This window comes from Pseudomonas sp. SG20056, assembly GCF_031764535.1.
Classification (GTDB): Bacteria; Pseudomonadota; Gammaproteobacteria; order Pseudomonadales; family Pseudomonadaceae; genus Aquipseudomonas.
Genome location: NZ_CP134499.1, coordinates 2435038 through 2452018, shown reverse-complemented (window position 1 = coordinate 2452018; position 16981 = coordinate 2435038). Strand labels below are relative to the sequence as shown.

Below are 16981 nucleotides of genomic sequence, written 5' to 3'. Positions count from 1 at the left end.
TTTGGGTCAGCTTTGCGCGAGAATAGCGGCCTGCTACTGGAGCCTGCCGATGTCTTTGCAAACCACTGCCATTCCCGATGCCACCCTCGACGCTACCGGGCTCAACTGCCCGGAACCAGTGATGATGCTGCACAACAAGGTGCGCGACCTGCAGGCCGGCGGCCTACTCAAGGTGATTGCCACCGATCCCTCGACCCGCCGCGACATTCCAAAATTCTGCGTGTTTCTCGGCCATGAGTTGGTGGAGCAGGCCGAGGACGGCGCGACCTACCTGTACTTAATTCGCAAGAAGCTCGACTGATGCAGTGGTACTTCGCCTACGGCTCGAATATGAATCTGGCACGCATGCAGGCGCGCGGCATGACGGTGCTGGAGGCGTTGCCGGGCCATCTTCCCGGTTACAGCCTGTGCTTTAACAAGCGGGCGGCGGACCGAGCGCCGGGTCGGGCCTACGCCAATATCCGGCATCAGCGTGAGGGGCGGGTGGAAGGTGTGCTGTATCGCCTGGCCGACGCTGGTGAGATCGCCAAGCTGGATCACTTCGAAGGCACGCCAATCTATTACAGCCGCGAATGCCTGCCGATTGTCGCGGCCCACGGCGTGCAACCGGCCTGGGTGTATATCGCCAACCCGGCGTTTCGCGAAGAAGGCTTGCTGCCCAGCGCCGATTACCTGGCCCATCTGCTGGCTGGGCGTGAGTTGTTGTCCGAAGCCTACTGGTCGACGCTGGCGGCCTGGTCGGTCCATCCCGACTGACCAGGCGCCAGGCCGCAGCTGTTCAGCACCGTTTGCCAGCTGCGCACATGCCGTGCGGTGGCCTGCTGAAAGTCCGCCCATAACGACGCTTCGTCACTGCTCAATTGCTGCAGATACACCCGCGTCGCTGGCGGTATCTGCGCCACGCCGCTGAGGCTACGCAGGCTGCTACTCCAGGTCTGGCCACGTTGGTCCACCCGCGCCAGGTAGGGCTGCAGGCTGCCGGCGTAATACTTGACGAAGATGTTTTGCACGATGCGTGCACGCTCTGTGGCCTTGCCCGTGGGGCAGAGCGGTCGGCCCTGTTGGCGGCTGTCCAGCATGTCGCTGCCCTGGTTGAGGCTGTGAGTCAGGCTGGCCAGGCTGCTGATCAACTGACCGCCCTGGTCGCTGGCGTGCAGGGCAAAGAACAATGGATCAAGCTGCTCTGCACTCGGTGGCAGCGCATCAGGCAGCGCGCTGCCGATGGCGGCCAGCTGCGCCAGGGCATCCAGCGCCGCGTTATCTTCGTCGGCATCCGGCGGCAGGGGCTTTTCGGCAAAGCGCAGGTAGCGTTCGACTTCCGGGCTGGCATTCAGTGCATTCCAGAATACGCCGGGCAATTGCGCACGCTTTTCCTGCGCCATTTGTTCAAGGGTATTGCGCAGGGGTTGTTGGTCCTGGCTGCGCAGGTGCGCGCTGCAGGCGTCCAGGGCGCGCAGCAGGTCGCCTTCATAAGCCAGACGGCTGCTGGGCGTGAGTTGTTTGCCGAGGCTGTTGTTGCGCTGGCTGATTTGCTGTTGCAGTGCCGGGCAGCGACGCACATCGACCAGCAGATCGAGCAGGCTGATGCGTAGCTCGGCAATCTCGATCAACCGTTCGCGGCGTGCTGGTAATCGGTAACGGGTCAGTTCGCTGGCGTCGAAAGCACTGGCCGGTTCGACGTCCAGAGCATTGCTTAATCGTTGCAGGTAATCAGCCTGCAGCGCTAGGCCGTCATCGGCGGGCGTACAGGCGCACAGGCAAAGTGCAGTGAGCAGAAGCAGCAGGCGGGCGTTCATCAGGCCATCTTAGCGGCTCGAATGCGTTTGCGCGCGCTGCCGGCCAAGCGCACGGCAAGCATGCCGCCGGCGCAGGTCAGGCCGACCACCAGACCCTGCCAGAGCCCGCTTGGGCCGCTGGGCTCGCCGAACCAGTCGGTCAGGCCGAGCACATAACCCACCGGCAGGCCGATGCCCCAATAGGCAAACAGGGTCAGGATCATGGTCACACGGGTGTCCTGGTAACCACGTAGCGCGCCGGCTGCGGTTACCTGTATGGCATCGGAGAACTGAAACAGCGCCGAATACACCAGCAGGGTGGTGGCCACCGCAATCACTGCACCGTCCGGGGTATAGATCTGCGCAATCTCTTCGCGCAATAGCAGCATCAGGCTGGCCGACAGGCAGGCGTAACCTAGTGCCGCCGCCATGCTCACCCCGGCAGCAAAGCGCGCTTCACGCGGCTCGCCACGGCCCAGCGCCTGACCGACGCGCACGGTTGCAGCCATGCCCAGGGAATACGGGATCATAAACACCATGGAGCTGAAGTTCAGGGCGATCTGGTGCCCGGCCACCACGGTGGCGCCCAGGCCGCCGATCAGCAGAGCGATCACCGCAAAGATGCTCGACTCGGCAAAGACCGCGATACCAATCGGCAGACCGACTGAGAGCAGGCGCTTGAGCACCGGCCACTGCGGCCATTCAAAGTGGCTGAAGATTTTGCTCGGCTGATAGAACGGCGCCCACTTCACCCACCAGAGCATGCTCAGGAACATAAATGTCATCACCAGGCCGGTGGCCCAGCCGCAGCCGACGCCGCCCATGGCCGGCAGGCCGAGCTTGCCGTAGATAAAGATGTAATTGAGAGGGATGTTCAGTGCCAGGCCGCACAGGCCGATGACCATGCTCGGCCGGGTATGCCCGAGGCCGTCGCTGAAGCAGCGCAGCACGTGGTACAGCGCCACGGCCGGAAAGCCGCAGGCCACGGCGCGCAGATAACCCATGGCGGGCTTGATCAGCGCCGGGTCGACATTCATCAGGCTGAGGATGATTTCCGCGTTCCACAAAATCAGCGCTGCCGCGATGCCCACCGCCAGGGCCAACCACAGGGCCTGGCGCACCAGTGGGCCGATCTCGGTATGCGCGCCTGCACCGAAGCGTTGAGCAACCTTGGGCGTGGTGGCCAGCAGAATGCCGGTCATCAGCAGAAACACCGGCACCCAGATCGAGTTGCCCAGCGCCACCGCAGCCAGATCCTGCGGGCTGACCCGGCCGGCCATCACGGTGTCGACGAAGCCCATCGCGGTGTTGGCCAGTTGGGCAATGATGATCGGCGTTGCCAGCTTCAGCAGGCTGTAGAACTCGGTGCTGACGCGTTGCAAGCGGGTTTGGGCAAGCATTCAGGTGTATCCGGCTGTATATCAGGAAACCGTGCAGTCTACGCCTTGACGGCTTGGTCAGGAAACCTTGTTGCGCGATGTTTCAGTGCAATCGGCGCATCACACGAGTCAGCGTAGCCAAGCGCTGCCGGCAGGTTAGAATGCCGGCCTGATTTACGGAGCACGGGAACAGACCCTCTATGCGTATCGTTGCCGACGAAAATATCCCCCTGCTTGACGAGTTCTTTGCCGGTTTTGGCGAGATTCGCCGCTTGCCCGGTCGCAGCATCGATGCGGCTGCGGTCGCCGATGCTGACCTGTTGCTGGTGCGTTCGGTGACCCAGGTTGATCGCGCGCTGCTCGATGGCTCGCCGGTGAAATTTGTCGGCACCTGCACCATCGGCACTGATCATCTGGACCTCGACTACTTTCAGCAGACTGGCATCACCTGGGCCAGCGCACCGGGCTGCAATGCCCGTGGCGTGGTCGATTATGTGCTGGGCAGCCTGCTGGTATTGGCCGAGCAGCAGGGCGTTGATCTGGCGACGCGCACCTATGGGATAGTCGGCGCGGGGCAGGTTGGCAGCCGTCTGCTCAAGGTGCTGCGTGGCCTGGGTTGGCGTGTGCTGGTCTGCGATCCACCGCGTCAGGCCGCTGAGGGCGGTGATTTCGTCAGCTTGCAGCAGGTGCTGGATGAATGTGACGTGATCAGCCTGCATACGCCGCTGGAACGTCTGGGTGAACACTCAACTTATCACCTGTTCGATCGCGCGCGTTTGGCCGCACTCAAGCCAGGCAGCTGGCTGATCAACGCAAGCCGTGGCGCGGTGGTGGATAACCAGGCATTGCGCGAGTTGCTGCCCCAGCGCAGTGATCTGCAGGTGGTGCTGGATGTTTGGGAAGGCGAGCCGCAGGCCGATGTCGAGCTGGCCGCGTTGTGCCGCATCGCCACGCCGCATATTGCCGGCTACAGCCTGGACGGCAAGCTGCGCGGCACGGCGCAGATCTATCAGGCGCTGTGTCAGCACCTGGGTGTTGCGCCCAGCGTTGAACTGGCAGAACTGATGCCGGCCGCCTGGCTGAGTGAGCTGACTATCGATGCGAGCGCTGATCCGGCCTGGGCCCTGGCCAGTATCTGCCGTGCCGTGTATGACCCGCGCCGCGATGATGCGGATTTTCGCCGCAGCCTGCAGGGCGATGCCGCAAGCCGGCGTGCGGCGTTTGACGGGCTGCGCAAACACTACCCGATGCGCCGGGAAATCGACGGGCTTAAGGTTTCTGTAAAAGGTGATGCGCCGGCGTTGGTCAGCCTGTTGCAGGCGTTGGGCGCGAGATTGAATTAGCTGTAGCGAAGGGCAGCGAATGCTGCCCTGATGGGACGCTTACTTACGTTCGGCGGTTTGCTGCTGGGCTTTTTCCAGTGCGTTGCAGGCTTGCTGGATCATCTCTTCGGTGATCGGGATTTCGCGGCCCTGGGCGTCGATGACAAAGCCACCAATCGGCATTGTCGGGGCTTTTGGCGAATTCTGTTGTTGGCTGTGCATGGCTGGTCTCCTCATCGGTTAGCGCGATTTTATGAGTGTTAGATGAAGGCGCTATGACAACTGCGACGGCAGAAAACCGCCGCAAGACACAGGGCAAGTTAGCTATTGCAGGCACTGTGCCAGGGCCAGCAGGTATTGAATTAGAGGGTGTTATGGGGCTTTTCCATATTGGTTTGATCATCAACCCACTGGCCGGGCTGGGCGGCCCCGCAGGGTTCAAGGGCAGTGACGGCGTGGCCGAGCAGGCCTTGGCTTTGGGCGTTGAGGCCAAGTCGGCGCTGCGTACGAAAACTGCCCTTGAGGTGCTGTTGCCGCTACGCGAGCGCCTGGAATTCGTCACCTTTCCCGGCGCCATGGGCGCTGACCTGCTGAGCGAGATGGGCTTTGCCCATCGCGTGGTCGGTGAGCTACCGGCTGGTCCGAGCAGCGCCGCCGATACCCGGCAGGCTGTTGAGCTGCTGCAGGATGCTGGCGTGGCGTTGATTCTGTTCGCTGGTGGCGATGGTACGGCGCGGGATATCTGCGCCGCTGTGCGCGAAGGCCAACCTGTGCTGGGGATTCCGGCCGGGGTGAAGATTCAGTCCGGGGTCTATGCCATCAGCCCGCGTGCTGCAGGAGAACTGACCGCGCGGCTGATCGAAGGCGGCTTGGTGCGCCTGAGCAGTGGCGAGGTGCGCGATATCGACGAAAGCGCGCTGCGTGAAGGTCGGGTGACCGCTCGCTGGTATGGCGAGCTGACGGTGCCGCAGGAAGGCGGCTATGTGCAGCAGGTCAAGCAGGGCGGTGTGGAGTCCGAAGAGCTGGTGCTGAATGATCTGGCCGACTGGCTGCAGGACAGCTGGGAAGCCGATGTGCGCTATGTGTTCGGCCCCGGTTCGACCCTGCATGGCTTGGCGCAGAACCTCGGTTTGCAGACCACCTTGCTCGGCGTCGATGTGATCGAGAATGGTCAGCTGTTGGCCCTCGATGTCACCGAGGCGCAGCTGTTCGAGCTGATTGATGGCCATCCAGCGCGTTTGCTGGTGACTGCGATTGGTGGCCAGGGCCATATTATCGGTCGCGGCAACCAGCAGATCAGCCCACGGGTGTTGCGCGCGATTGGCCTGGAAAATCTGCGGGTGGTCGCCACCAAACGTAAGCTCGGTACGCTTGAAGGCCGGCCGTTGCTGGTGGACAGCGGCGATGTGGCGCTGGACGATGCCTTTCCCGATGTCGTACGGGTGTGGGCCGGTTATAAGGAAGAGCTGCTCTATCCCGTGGGCAAGTAGCAACTAGGCGATCAAGGAGGCGTTATGCGGGCGATTCTGCTGATTGCATTGGCCATGTTGCTAAGTGCCCAGGTCTGGGCGCTGCAAGCCGATGCCCTGGTCACAGCGGCCCGCGAGCAGGTCGGTGTAACCCTGAGTTATGACCCTGCCTACCGCCGCCTGAGCTACCCCAATGGCGATGTACCGCTCAATACCGGCGTGTGCACCGATGTGGTGATCCGCGCGCTGCGCCAGCAAGGCCTGGATTTGCAGCAAGCGGTGCATCAGGACATGCGCGCTAACTTTCGCCTGTATCCCAAGAACTGGGGGCTAAGCCGGCCCGACAGCAATATCGATCATCGCCGCGTGCCGAATCTGATGACCTGGTTCAAACGCCAGGGCTGGGCACTGGCGCCTGGCCAGGATACCGCGCGCTATCGTCCTGGCGATATCGTCACCTGGGATCTGGGCGGCGGCCTGACCCATATCGGCATTATCAGCGACCGCCAGGCCGGCAACGGCGTACCCTTGGTGCTGCACAATATCGGCCGTGGCACTCAGGAAGAGGACATCCTCTTTAGCTTTAAGATCACCGGCCATTACCGTATCCCGGCCGCCTAAGAGCCTGTTTACGATCTGCTGCGCGTCGGCCATCCTGCGTTAAAAACAGCCTCGGAATGCTCATTTACAACCAGTAAACTCCGCTTCCTCGGCTGTTTTTGCCTTGTCTGGCTCTAGCTCGCGAGATCGTAAACAGGCTCTTAGGGCTGCATTGAAGGAGTTGGGTATGCAGGAGCAAACACGTCCACCCCTTATCCAACCAGGCGAGCGCGTGGTGTTGTTCGACGGGGTGTGCAAGCTGTGCAACGGCTGGGCGAAGTTTCTGATTCGCCACGACGCTGAGCAGCGCTTTCGCCTGGCTTCGGTGCAATCGGCCGAGGGCCAGGCGCTATTGGCCTGGGGCGGCTTGCCCACCGAGCGTTTCGATACCATGGCCTTGATCGAGAATGACCAGATGCTGCTGCGTTCGGATGCGGTGCTGCGCATCGTCGCCCAACTGCCTAATCCATGGCGCTTGCTGGCCTGGCTGCGGCTGATTCCACGGCCCATACGTGACTGGTGCTATGACCGTATTGCGCTAAATCGCTACCGGCTATTTGGTCGCTACGACAGTTGCCTCATACCAAACGCTGATCATGCCCGACGCTTCTTGCATGACTGATCCCCGTTTACTGCAGATCGCCTGGCTAGCGCGTATCGCCCTGGCCCTGGTGTTTATCTGGCACGGCCTGGTGCCGAAGATTCTCTGGCTAAGTCCGGATGAGCTGGCGATGATCCAAGTCCACAACCTGCCGGCTCCCGAATGGGTGGCGCGCATCGCTGGTCTGGCGGAAATCATCTTGGGTTTATTGCTGTTGTGGCGGCGTCAGCGCTGGCCCTTGTTGCTGGCCGGCCTGCTGTTGATTGGGCTGCTGCTTGATGTGGCGCTATTCAGTCCCCATCTACTGCTGCAGGCGTTCAATCCGCTGTCGACCAACCTTGCTGCTTTGGCGCTGTGTTGGCTGGCTTGGCGGGCGGAAACGCCGCAATCGCTTCCTCATTAACGGGCGTCAGCGCCCCAGCGAGCTTTCATGCTTTCGATCCTGTCTTCCCGTCAGCGCAATGCCCTGCGCATGGCCTGGCGCTTTATTGCGCCGTATCGCGGTCGCGTGTTTGGGGCCTTGCTGGCGCTGATGTTTACCGCCGCCATCACCCTGTCGATGGGGCAGGGCATCAAGCTGTTGGTCGATCAGGGACTGGCGACTCAATCGCCGGCGGCCTTGCAGCAGTCGATTGGGCTGTTCTTTGTGTTGGTATTGGCGCTGGCCATCGGTACTTTTACCCGTTTCTATCTGGTGTCGTGGATTGGCGAGCGCTTTGTCGCCGATATCCGCAAGCGCGTGTTCAACCACCTGATCGAACTGCATCCGGGCTTTTATGAGAGCAACCGCAGCTCGGAGATTCAGTCGCGTCTGACTGCCGATACCACGCTGCTGCAATCGGTGATCGGCTCGTCGCTGTCGATGGCGCTGCGCAACCTGATCATGCTGGTTGGCGGCAGCGTGCTGCTGGTGGTGACCAATGCCAAACTCAGTGGCATCGTGTTGATGGCGCTGCCACTGGTGGTCGCGCCGATTCTGATATTCGGCCGCCGTGTACGTGCGTTGTCGCGGAAGAGCCAGGACCGGGTGGCGGATGTTGGTAGCTACGTTGGCGAGGTGCTGGGGCAGATAAAGACCGTACAAGCCTACAACCACCAGAATGAGGACAAACGCCGTTTCGGCCTGTCCGCCGAGGCGGCCTTCGATACTGCGCGTCAGCGCATTGCCCAGCGTGCCTGGCTGATTACTGTGGTGATCGTGCTGGTGCTCGGCGCGGTGGGGGTGATGCTCTGGGTCGGCGGTATGGACGTGATCGCGGGGCGGATTTCCGGCGGTGAGCTGGCGGCGTTCGTGTTCTACAGCCTGATTGTCGGCTCGGCCTTCGGCACCCTGAGTGAGGTAATCGGCGAGCTGCAACGGGCTGCCGGTGCCGCCGAGCGCATCGCCGAGCTGTTGCAGGCGCGCAATGAAATCACCCCGCCGGCGTCCGATGCGTTGCATCTGCAACAGCCGGTGCAGGGCCGCATCGAACTGCAAGGGCTGCGCTTCGCCTACCCGTCGCGCCCCGGCAGTTTCGCCGTGGACGGTATCGATCTGCAGGTTGCAGCGGGGGAAACCCTGGCGTTGGTCGGGCCGTCCGGTGCGGGTAAATCGACGCTGTTTGATCTGCTGCTGCGCTTTTTCGACCCGCAGCAGGGCCGCATCCTGATTGATGGCGTGCCGATCCAACAGCTCGACCCTCGCGAACTGCGCAGTAGCTTTGCCCTGGTGTCGCAGAACCCTGCGCTGTTCTTCGGCTCGGTGGAGGACAATATCCGTTACGGCAAAACCACTGCCAGCCTGGCTGAGGTCGAGGCGGCAGCCAAAGCGGCACATGCCCACGAATTTATTATGAAGCTGCCGGATGGCTACCAGACTCACTTGGGCGATGCCGGGTTGGGGCTTTCCGGCGGGCAGCGTCAGCGTTTGGCGATTGCTCGGGCATTGTTGGTGGATGCGCCGATTCTGCTGCTCGATGAGGCGACCAGTGCGCTGGACGCCGAGAGCGAGCATTTGATTCAACAAGCCTTGCCGCCGCTGATGGAAGGGCGCACCACCTTGGTGATCGCCCATCGGCTGGCCACGGTAAAAAGTGCTGACCGCATTGCAGTGATCGAGCACGGCAAACTGGCCGCGATTGGCACGCACAGCGAGCTGGTCAGCAGCAGTCCGCTGTATGCGCGCCTGGCCGAGTTGCAATTTAGCAATGAGGCTGAAACGGTTAATTGATGCTGTGGGAGGGGCTTTAGCCGCGATTAGGGGCTGCGGTTTTGCTTTGTCGCGGCTAAAGCCCCTCCCACTTGAGCAGGCCCGCGTTGGAGCTTAAAGCGGCTTGGCTTTCGGCCTGATGGTTGCCGCCGCACCGGCCGAGGCAAGGATGATGGCGCTGATCGCCAACCATTGGCTGAGGGTCAGGCGCTCGCTGAGAAACAGCAGGCCGGAGAGCGCGGCAATCGCCGGCTCCATGCTCATCAGAATACTGAAGGTGCGTGCGGGCAGGCGCGTCAGGGCGACCATTTCCAGGCTGTAGGGCAGGGCCGAGGAGAGTACGGCAACGCCGAGGGCGACGGGCAGCAGGTCCAGGGAAAAAAGGCCGCTGCCGGCTTGCCACAGGCCAATCGGGAACACCAGCAGGGCCGCAACGATGGTGCCGAGTGCCACAGTCTGTTTGCCGTGCTCAGCGCCGGCCTGTTGTCCGAAAACGATATACAGCGCCCAGCACAGCCCAGCCGCCAAGGCCAGGGCCATGCCGACCGGGTCCAGCGGCACCTCGCTTTGGCCGGTGGGCAGCAGCAGCCAGAGGCCGAAAACTGCCAGGGCGATCCAGACGAAATCCACCAAGCGGCGTGACGACAACAGCGCCAGGCCCAGCGGGCCGGTGAATTCCAGGGCCACGGCGATGCCCAGCGGAATGGTTTTCAGCGAGAGGTAGAACAGCAGGTTCATACCGCCCAGTGACAGCCCGTACGCCAGCAGCGAACGGCTGGACTTCAGCGTCAGCTTGGCCTGCCACGGGCGCATCAGGATGCACAGGATCAGCGCGCCAAGGCTCAAGCGCAGGGCCGTGGTACCGCTGGCGCCAATCTCCGGGAACAGCCCCTTGGCCAGGGATGCGCCGCTCTGGATCGAGGTCATGGCGATCAACAGCAACAGGATCGGCAGGATCACCAGAGAAAATTGCGTTGAGCGCGGCATGGCTGTTCCTTGGTTTTTTGTTCGTTAATAAAAAAGCCGGCCACTGAGGCCGGCTTTCAGGCACCTGGCCGGGGCTTAGCGGTATTCACACAGGTAGGCGGTGTCGGCCGCTACCTTGAGCTGAAACTTGCTGTCGGCCGGTACGGTGAACTTGCTGCCGCTGGTGAAGGTTTCCCAGTTGTCGCTGCCTGGCAGTTTCACGGTCAGGGCGCCGGCGACCACGTGCATGATTTCCAGCTGGTTGGTGCCGAACTCATATTCGCCTGCAGCCATCACGCCAATAGTGGCCGGGCCTTCAGCCATGCCGAAGGCGATGGATTTGACGGTGCCGTCGAAGTATTCATTGACCTTGAACATCTGCAGTTCCTCGATAAAGGGATTAAAAGCGCTGGCTGCCAGTTGCGGCAGGCCATGGAAAAAGGCCCGCCAGTATGCCCAAGCGGTTTTTCTTCGTCATCTGCTTTGCGCAGGCAAAACCAGTGGCAGCAGCCGGGCAGTATTGCGCGCATCGGTGAGGGCGCGGTGCTGTTGACCCTGGAAGGCCAGGCCCGCGAGGTTGAGGGCCATCTTCAGGCCAATCGGCTTGGCCAGTTGGCGGGCTTCGGCAAAGCATTTCTTCAGGTTGATGTGGGGGAGTTGGCTCAGGTAACTGTCCAGCCCATGGGCCAGCCATTCCTGTTCGAACTGACGGCGGTCATAGTCACCCCAGCTGGCCCAGCCGGCCAGTTGTGCCTGATGGCTCTGCAGCCAACGTTCGAACTGCGCCCAGACTACTGAAAGCGGAGCGGCCGCATCCACATCGGCCTGGCTGATCTGGGTCAGCTGACGGCAAAAGTGCGTCAGATGCGGACGGCGGGTAGGGCGGACAAAGCGCTGAAAGTGCTCAACCTCATGGCCATCGCGGGTCACCAGGCTGGCGCCGATCTCGATGATTTCCATTTCTGCGACTGGCCAGCCACCGTCTTCGGTGGTGGCTTCCAGGTCGATTACCAGCCAATGCTGCATAAGCCCTCCTTTGCCTGTGGCGAGTATGGAAGCGGAATCGGCTGCGGGTAAAGCCTGTCTGTCGGCTGCATCCATACAGTTTTGCCCTTTGGCTGTGCTGGTATTGGCCGCAGGTGGCGGGCATGCTTGCAGCCTAGGGGCTGAGCGGCGCGTAATGCGGCGCTGGGCGGTACGAGCGGTAACTGAAATCAGCGTAGAGGTGTTGGCATGGCAAAGGTGGCGTTTATCGGGCTGGGTGTAATGGGTTACCCGATGGCCGGGCATCTGGCGCGCGCCGGGCATCAGGTGTGTGTGTACAACCGTACCGCCGCCAAGGCTGCGCAGTGGGCCGCCGAATATGCCGGCAGCCACGCACCGACCCCACGTGAAGCGGCCGCTGGTGCCGAGTTTGTGATGGTTTGCGTGGGCAATGATGATGATCTGCGCGGTGTTGTACTGGGCGAGCAGGGCGCCTTTGCCGGCATGCAGGCTGGTGCGGTGCTGATTGATCACACCACCGCCTCGGCGCAGGTTGCACGTGAACTGGCCGAACAGGCCGCTGCCCACCAACTGGGTTTTCTCGATGCACCGGTATCCGGCGGTCAGGCCGGCGCGCAGAACGGCGCGCTGACCATCATGGTCGGTGGTCAGGCTGCGACCTACGCCAAGGCCGAGCCGATTATTCAGGCCTATGCACGCATGACCCGCTTGATGGGCGAAGCCGGTAGCGGTCAGCTGACCAAAATGGTCAACCAGATCTGCATCGCCGGCCTGGTACAAGGCCTATCCGAGGCGCTGCATTTCGCTGAGCGCGCTGGCCTCGATGCACATGGTGCGATGGAAGTGATCAGCAAGGGCGCGGCGCAGTCCTGGCAGCTGGAAAATCGCCACAAGACCATGCTGGCTGGCGAGTTCGAGCACGGTTTTGCCGTGGACTGGATGCGCAAGGACCTGTCGATTCTGCTGGCCGAGGCCCGCAGCAATGGTGCGCAGTTGCCGGTAACCGCATTGGTCGATCAGTTTTACGCCGATGTGCAGGGTATGGGCGGCGGCCGCTGGGATACGTCCAGTCTGTTTGCCCGCCTGAGCAAGCGCTAACTGGCAGCTGAGAGCAGCCGTCTATACTGGGTTCAAAGCCAGTATGGATTCGGCGCTGTTCTCACTTTTCAGGCATGCGGGCACTGTTCATGGATGATCAATTTGCATTCAGCGACGACCTTCCCAGCACCACCAGCCAGCCTGTATGGCGCGTACTGGCAGTTGATGATGACGCCGACTTCCAGCGCGCCACCGCCTTTGCCCTGAGCGAGCTGGAGCTGCTGGGCGGGCGTATTGAGCTGATCCAGGCGTTCAGCTGCCGTGAAGCCTCGATGCTGCTGGCCAAGCATCACGACATCGCCCTGGTGTTGCTCGATGTGGTGATGGAAACCGAAGACGCCGGCTTGCGCCTGATCAAGGCGCTGCGTGAGGTGATCGGCAATCGCGAAACCCGCGTGGTGATGCTCACCGGTGAGCCAGGCCTGGCGCCGGCCCATGAAGTGATGCGTGATTACGACATCAACGATTATTGGACCAAGAGTGAACTCAGTGCTGAGCGCTTGCTGACGGTACTCACCGCAGCGGTGCGCGGTTATGCACAGCTCAGGGCTGTAGCCAGCGCGCGGCGTGGTTTGCAGATGATCGTCGAATCGAGCAATGCACTGTTCTGTTCGAAGAGTACCCGCGAGCTATCGGCCAAGATTCTCTCGGAAATCACCTCGCTGCTTGACCTGCAGACCGAAGGCATTGTCTGCGTGCGCGCCGATGAGGGGGACGCCACGGCTGAACCCAATGCGCGAATTGTCAGCGCCAGTGGACGGTTTTTTGACTGTATCGACGCCAATCTGGACGTGTTGCAGCCACAGGTCGCAGCGGCAGTGCGCCAATGCCTGCAGGCGCAGCAGACTCTGCGTCTGAGCGATTGCACGGTCTTGTTCTTTCCGCGCTTTCAGGCCGGCGCGGATTACGCCTGCTATATCGACAGTGCGCGGAGGCTGGATGACACCGAGCTGGAACTGCTTAAGGTGTTCAGTGCCAGTATCAGCCGTGGTCTCTATAACGTTGCGCTGTTCAGCCGCCTGGAGGAAATGGCCTATCAGGACGACTTGCTGAAGATCCCCAATCGCAATGCGCTGATTCGCATGCTGGACATGACGTTGAAGTCCGAGACCAAGGATCAGCGCGTGCTGGTGCTTATCGATATCGACAATTTTTCCGGTGCCAACACCGCCTTTGGCACCGGTTATGGCGACTTTATTCTCGGTCTGGTGGCGAAGAAGCTGCGCGACGCCTTCACCCATGAGGTGCTGATTGCCCGGGTGCGTGATGACCTGTTTGCCATCCTCGGCCCGCAAACCCAGGTTACTGCCGCAGACGTGGTGGCATTGTTCCGCCGGCATAAACGGCCATATGAGTTGGGCCAGGTGCACAGCCTGAGCAGCGTGACCATGCACCTGGCTGACTTTACCGGCAGTGCCAGTGTGGCCCTGCAGGATGCGCTGTTGACCCTGAAACAGGCCAAGCGCCTGGGCCACGACCAGCATGGTGTTTATGATCCGCGCCTGCTGGGGGCGCACGCCGAATCCTACCGCATGCTGCTGGCCCTGCGTGATGCAGTGGACGCCGGGCAGATCAGCGTCGAATTGCAGCCGCAGATCGACCTGCAAACCCATCGCGTTACCGGTGTGGAAGCGCTGGCGCGTTGGCGCAAGGCCGACGGCAAGATGGTTCCGCCACTGAGTTTTATCCCCCTGGCCGAGGCCACCGGCTACATCCTGCCGCTGGGTGATCTGCTCATGCGTTTGGCCCTGCAGGTGGCGAAGCAGCTGGCCGATGCCGGCTATCCGCAGATTCGCGTGGCGGTCAACGTTTCTGCGCCGCAACTGCTGCAGCATGACTTTATCGAGCGCTTTAATTCGCATCTGCAGGCGGCGGGGGTATTGCCTGAGCAGATCGAAGTGGAAATTACCGAGTCGGTGGCCATGCGCACCTTCGACACGGTCTGTGAAAAGCTCCGTGCGCTACGCGCCATGGGCGTAGAGGTGGCCATCGATGACTTTGGCACTGGTTTCTCATCGCTCAGCTACCTGCGTTTGTTGCCTGCCGATCGCTTGAAAATCGACCGCAGTTTTGTTCTGGAAATCGGCGAAGTCAGCGATCAGAAAATGATCGCCGAGGCGGTGATTCAGATTGCCGCGCGGGTTGGCATGCAGGTCATTGCCGAAGGCGTCGAAACCCAACAGCAGGCCGACTGGATTCTCAAGCATGGCTGCCGGCAAGCGCAGGGCTATCTGTTTGCCAAGCCGATGGCCTGCGCTGATTTACTCAACTGGCTGCGTGACTGGCCCGAGCGCATGGCCTGATGCAGCAATCCAGGCGCGACAGGCTGTTGTCGCAACCGGTCAGGCGCAACCTATTGCTGCTATTTGTGCCGTGGACGCTGCTGATTCTGCTGCTGATGGCACTGCTGTACGAGCGCTTGTTGGATGCGCGACTTGAACCGTTGTTGCGTGATCAGCAGGTCAGCCTGAACGAGGGTGTCGGCGTGCTCAATCGGCACCTGGCGACCTTGCGTGGCAATCTGCAGTTTCTCACTCAACAGCCACTATTGGCTGAGGTGCTGCAGAACCCTAGTGCGGATAACCGGCGCGCTTTGAGTCAACTGTTTGTCGAGTTTGCTCGCAGCAGCATGGTTTATGACCAGATTCGCTGGCTGGATGAGCGCGGTGCAGAGCAGGTGCGGGTTGATTGGCGCAATGGCGAGCCGCTGGCAAGTGATCAGGCGCAATTGCACAACCAGGCGCAGCACTATTACTTCGTCGAGACCATGAACCTGCCTCAGGGCGCGTTCTACCTCTCACGTTTTGACCTGAACGCTGATTTGGGCAGCGTCGAACAACCACTCAAGCCCACTCTGCGAGCTGCCGAGCCGATTTTCGATGGTGAGGGCAAGCGCCGCGGCATCCTGATCCTCAATTACCTTGGGCAAGTGCTGTTGCAACGTCTGGGCGAAGTTTCCAAGAGTTACGGCAACAACCTGACTCTGGTCGACCATGAAGGCTACTGGATGCTCGCCGCTGATGCGCAGGATGCCTGGGGTTTTGCACTGGGCAAACCTGATGCAACGCTGGCCAGCCGCTTTCCGGATAGCTGGCGGCGGATGCAGGCTGCCCACGATGGCGTGTTCAGCGACAGTGGTGGTTATTGGGCCTTTAATAAGTTCGATCCCTACCAGGGCAGTGGCCAGGACGCGACAACAGGTGAGTACTGGTTACTGGTTTCGCACCTGCCTCTGGAGCAAATTCAGGGGCTGCGCGAGCAAGTATTTTGGCAGGTATTGCTGTTTGTCTGTGTGATGCTTTCTCTTGGGCTGCTGGTGGTGTTGCGCCTCGGCTTGGCGGAGTTCGAGCGTGATCAGGTGCGCCAGGCGCTGGAGGTCAGTAGTCAGTCATTGTTGCAGCGTAATGCGGAGCTGCGTGACACGGTGGATCAGCTGCAGCGCATGCGCGGCGCCTTGCTCCAGGCGGAAAAGCTCTCTTCGTTGGGTACGTTGGTCGCGGGGGTGGCGCATGAGCTGAATACGCCGATTGGTGCCGCCAGCATGGCGGCCTCAACCTTGGATAAGGGTAATAAGGGGCTGCAGATGAGCCTCTCTGAAGGGTTGCAGCGTTCGGCGTTGGAGCGCTTCGTGCAGCGCAATGATGAAGGCCTGGCGATCATCCTCAACAGCCTGACGCGTATGGCGCAGCTGACCCGGGCCTTCAAGCAGCTGGCCAGTGACCGTGCGAGTACCGAGCGTCGCTGCTTTGATCTGCTCGAGTTGGTTGGTGAGGTCATGTTGCTGTTTACTCCCAAGCTCAAGCAGTCAAACCATCGGGTGCAGCTGGAGCTACCGCAGAGCCTGATGCTCGACAGCTATCCGGGGCCTTTGGGGCAGATTCTGCAGAACCTGATCGACAATGCACTGGTCCATGCCTTCGATTCGGGCATGAACGGGGTGGTGACGGTCAGGGTTGAGCACGATGAAATGCGCCGTGAGTGCGTGATTGAGGTCAGCGATAACGGCGACGGCATGAGCGAGGAGGTGCTGGGGAAAATCTTTGATCCGTTCTTCACCACCCGGCGCGGGCGCGGCGGCACCGGGCTTGGCCTGCATATCACCCATCAGTTGGCCGTAGATATTCTCGGCGCAGACCTGCAGGTACGCAGCGCGCCAGGGCAGGGCACGCAGTTTCGCCTGCGCCTACCGCTTGCCTGAATCTATAGATGGACGGCTGCCAAGCTATCTGTACCCACGTAGAATCGCCGGCCTGTACTCTGTGCTGTGATGTTGAGGTTTCCCTGTCATGAATTGCCGTGCCGGCTGCGGCGCCTGCTGCATCGCTCCTTCGATCAGTTCCCCTATCCCAGGTATGCCTGATGGCAAGCCGGCTGGTGTGCGCTGTGTGCAGCTGGATGCGAACAACTACTGCCTGATTTTTGGCCGGCCTGAGCGACCTGCGGTGTGCTCTGCATTTCATGCTGCCGAGTATGTATGCGGCAGTACCACGGCAGAGGCGCTGCAGTTGATTGGCTGGCTGGAGCAAAGCACGACCGTTGCAGTTTGATACTGTGGCGCAACGTTATTGGCTGCTGGAG

The 16981-nt window shown here is 61.3% G+C and carries 18 protein-coding genes; 12 read left to right on the top strand and 6 right to left on the bottom strand.

Annotation, left to right across the window (positions count from 1 at the left end):
* Positions 1-49 precede the first annotated feature (49 nt).
* Both tusA and RHP75_RS11710 read left to right on the top strand, forming a co-directional pair.
* Entirely contained in the window at positions 50-301 is a 252-nt protein-coding gene (gene tusA / locus RHP75_RS11715; protein ID WP_170048792.1) for a sulfurtransferase TusA, read from the top strand.
* On the top strand, positions 301-756 hold the full coding sequence (locus tag RHP75_RS11710; RefSeq protein ID WP_311088345.1) for a gamma-glutamylcyclotransferase family protein: 456 nt from the start codon (positions 301-303) through the stop codon (positions 754-756). The genes tusA and RHP75_RS11710 overlap by 1 nt, the downstream gene beginning before the upstream one ends.
* On the opposite strand, the gene RHP75_RS11705 is transcribed toward RHP75_RS11710, so the two are convergent.
* Both RHP75_RS11705 and RHP75_RS11700 read right to left on the bottom strand, forming a co-directional pair.
* Complete coding sequence (locus RHP75_RS11705) at positions 714-1796, bottom strand: DUF3080 family protein (RefSeq protein ID WP_311088344.1); 1083 nt, start codon at positions 1794-1796, stop codon at positions 714-716. The genes RHP75_RS11710 and RHP75_RS11705 overlap by 43 nt on opposite strands.
* Positions 1796-3175 (bottom strand): MATE family efflux transporter, encoded by a 1380-nt coding sequence (locus RHP75_RS11700; protein WP_311088343.1) that lies wholly within the window; start codon positions 3173-3175, stop codon positions 1796-1798. Before RHP75_RS11700 ends, RHP75_RS11705 begins: the two co-directional genes overlap by 1 nt.
* Before the next feature lie 179 nt (positions 3176-3354).
* On the opposite strand from RHP75_RS11700, the gene pdxB reads away from it, so the two are divergent.
* Positions 3355-4497, top strand: a complete 1143-nt coding sequence (pdxB, locus tag RHP75_RS11695; protein WP_311088342.1) for a 4-phosphoerythronate dehydrogenase PdxB — start codon at positions 3355-3357, stop codon at positions 4495-4497.
* 39 nt (positions 4498-4536) lie between these two features.
* Here the strand turns inward: pdxB and RHP75_RS11690 are convergent, their stop codons facing one another.
* On the bottom strand, positions 4537-4698 hold the full coding sequence (locus RHP75_RS11690; RefSeq protein ID WP_311088341.1) for a PA1571 family protein: 162 nt from the start codon (positions 4696-4698) through the stop codon (positions 4537-4539).
* 152 nt (positions 4699-4850) lie between these two features.
* Between RHP75_RS11690 and RHP75_RS11685 the strand changes: the two genes are divergently transcribed.
* The 5 genes from RHP75_RS11685 (at position 4851) to RHP75_RS11665 (ending at position 9355) form a co-directional block, all read left to right on the top strand.
* Positions 4851-5966 (top strand): ATP-NAD kinase family protein, encoded by a 1116-nt coding sequence (locus RHP75_RS11685; protein ID WP_311088340.1) that lies wholly within the window; start codon positions 4851-4853, stop codon positions 5964-5966.
* Positions 5967-5990: 24 nt separating this feature from the next.
* The gene (locus RHP75_RS11680; RefSeq protein WP_311088339.1) at positions 5991-6566 is read left to right on the top strand and encodes a DUF1287 domain-containing protein; all 576 of its coding nucleotides are present in this window, start codon (positions 5991-5993) and stop codon (positions 6564-6566) included.
* A gap of 166 nt (positions 6567-6732) precedes the next feature.
* The gene (locus RHP75_RS11675) at positions 6733-7167 is read left to right on the top strand and encodes a thiol-disulfide oxidoreductase DCC family protein (RefSeq protein WP_311088338.1); all 435 of its coding nucleotides are present in this window, start codon (positions 6733-6735) and stop codon (positions 7165-7167) included.
* Positions 7160-7549 (top strand): DoxX-like family protein, encoded by a 390-nt coding sequence (locus RHP75_RS11670; RefSeq protein WP_311088336.1) that lies wholly within the window; start codon positions 7160-7162, stop codon positions 7547-7549. Before RHP75_RS11675 ends, RHP75_RS11670 begins: the two co-directional genes overlap by 8 nt.
* 27 nt (positions 7550-7576) lie before the next feature.
* The gene (locus RHP75_RS11665) at positions 7577-9355 is read left to right on the top strand and encodes an ABC transporter transmembrane domain-containing protein (protein ID WP_311088335.1); all 1779 of its coding nucleotides are present in this window, start codon (positions 7577-7579) and stop codon (positions 9353-9355) included.
* A gap of 93 nt (positions 9356-9448) precedes the next feature.
* On the opposite strand, the gene rhtA is transcribed toward RHP75_RS11665, so the two are convergent.
* The 3 genes from rhtA to RHP75_RS11650 all read right to left on the bottom strand — a co-directional run bounded on the left by rhtA (position 9449) and on the right by RHP75_RS11650 (position 11326).
* Positions 9449-10321, bottom strand: coding sequence for a threonine/homoserine exporter RhtA (gene rhtA, locus RHP75_RS11660; protein WP_311088334.1), 873 nt, complete (start codon positions 10319-10321; stop codon positions 9449-9451).
* Between the two features lie 75 nt (positions 10322-10396).
* Positions 10397-10678: a pyrimidine/purine nucleoside phosphorylase gene (locus RHP75_RS11655; protein ID WP_090253248.1), complete on the bottom strand. Its 282-nt coding sequence runs from the start codon at positions 10676-10678 to the stop codon at positions 10397-10399.
* 96 nt (positions 10679-10774) lie between these two features.
* Entirely contained in the window at positions 10775-11326 is a 552-nt protein-coding gene (locus tag RHP75_RS11650) for an exonuclease domain-containing protein (protein WP_311088333.1), read from the bottom strand.
* Positions 11327-11533: 207 nt separating this feature from the next.
* Here RHP75_RS11650 and RHP75_RS11645 point away from each other — a divergent pair, with 207 nt between their 5' ends.
* From RHP75_RS11645 to RHP75_RS11630, 4 genes are all read left to right on the top strand, one after another.
* Complete coding sequence (locus tag RHP75_RS11645) at positions 11534-12403, top strand: NAD(P)-dependent oxidoreductase (protein WP_311088332.1); 870 nt, start codon at positions 11534-11536, stop codon at positions 12401-12403.
* 89 nt (positions 12404-12492) lie between these two features.
* Positions 12493-14706 carry an EAL domain-containing protein gene (locus tag RHP75_RS11640; RefSeq protein ID WP_311088331.1) on the top strand — a complete coding sequence of 738 codons (2214 nt, stop codon included), beginning with the start codon at positions 12493-12495 and terminating at the stop codon, positions 14704-14706.
* Positions 14707-14759: 53 nt separating this feature from the next.
* Positions 14760-16601, top strand: coding sequence for a sensor histidine kinase (locus RHP75_RS11635; protein ID WP_311088330.1), 1842 nt, complete (start codon positions 14760-14762; stop codon positions 16599-16601).
* A gap of 88 nt (positions 16602-16689) precedes the next feature.
* Positions 16690-16950, top strand: a complete 261-nt coding sequence (locus RHP75_RS11630) for a YkgJ family cysteine cluster protein (protein ID WP_311088329.1) — start codon at positions 16690-16692, stop codon at positions 16948-16950.
* The last annotated feature ends 31 nt before the right edge of the window (positions 16951-16981 follow it).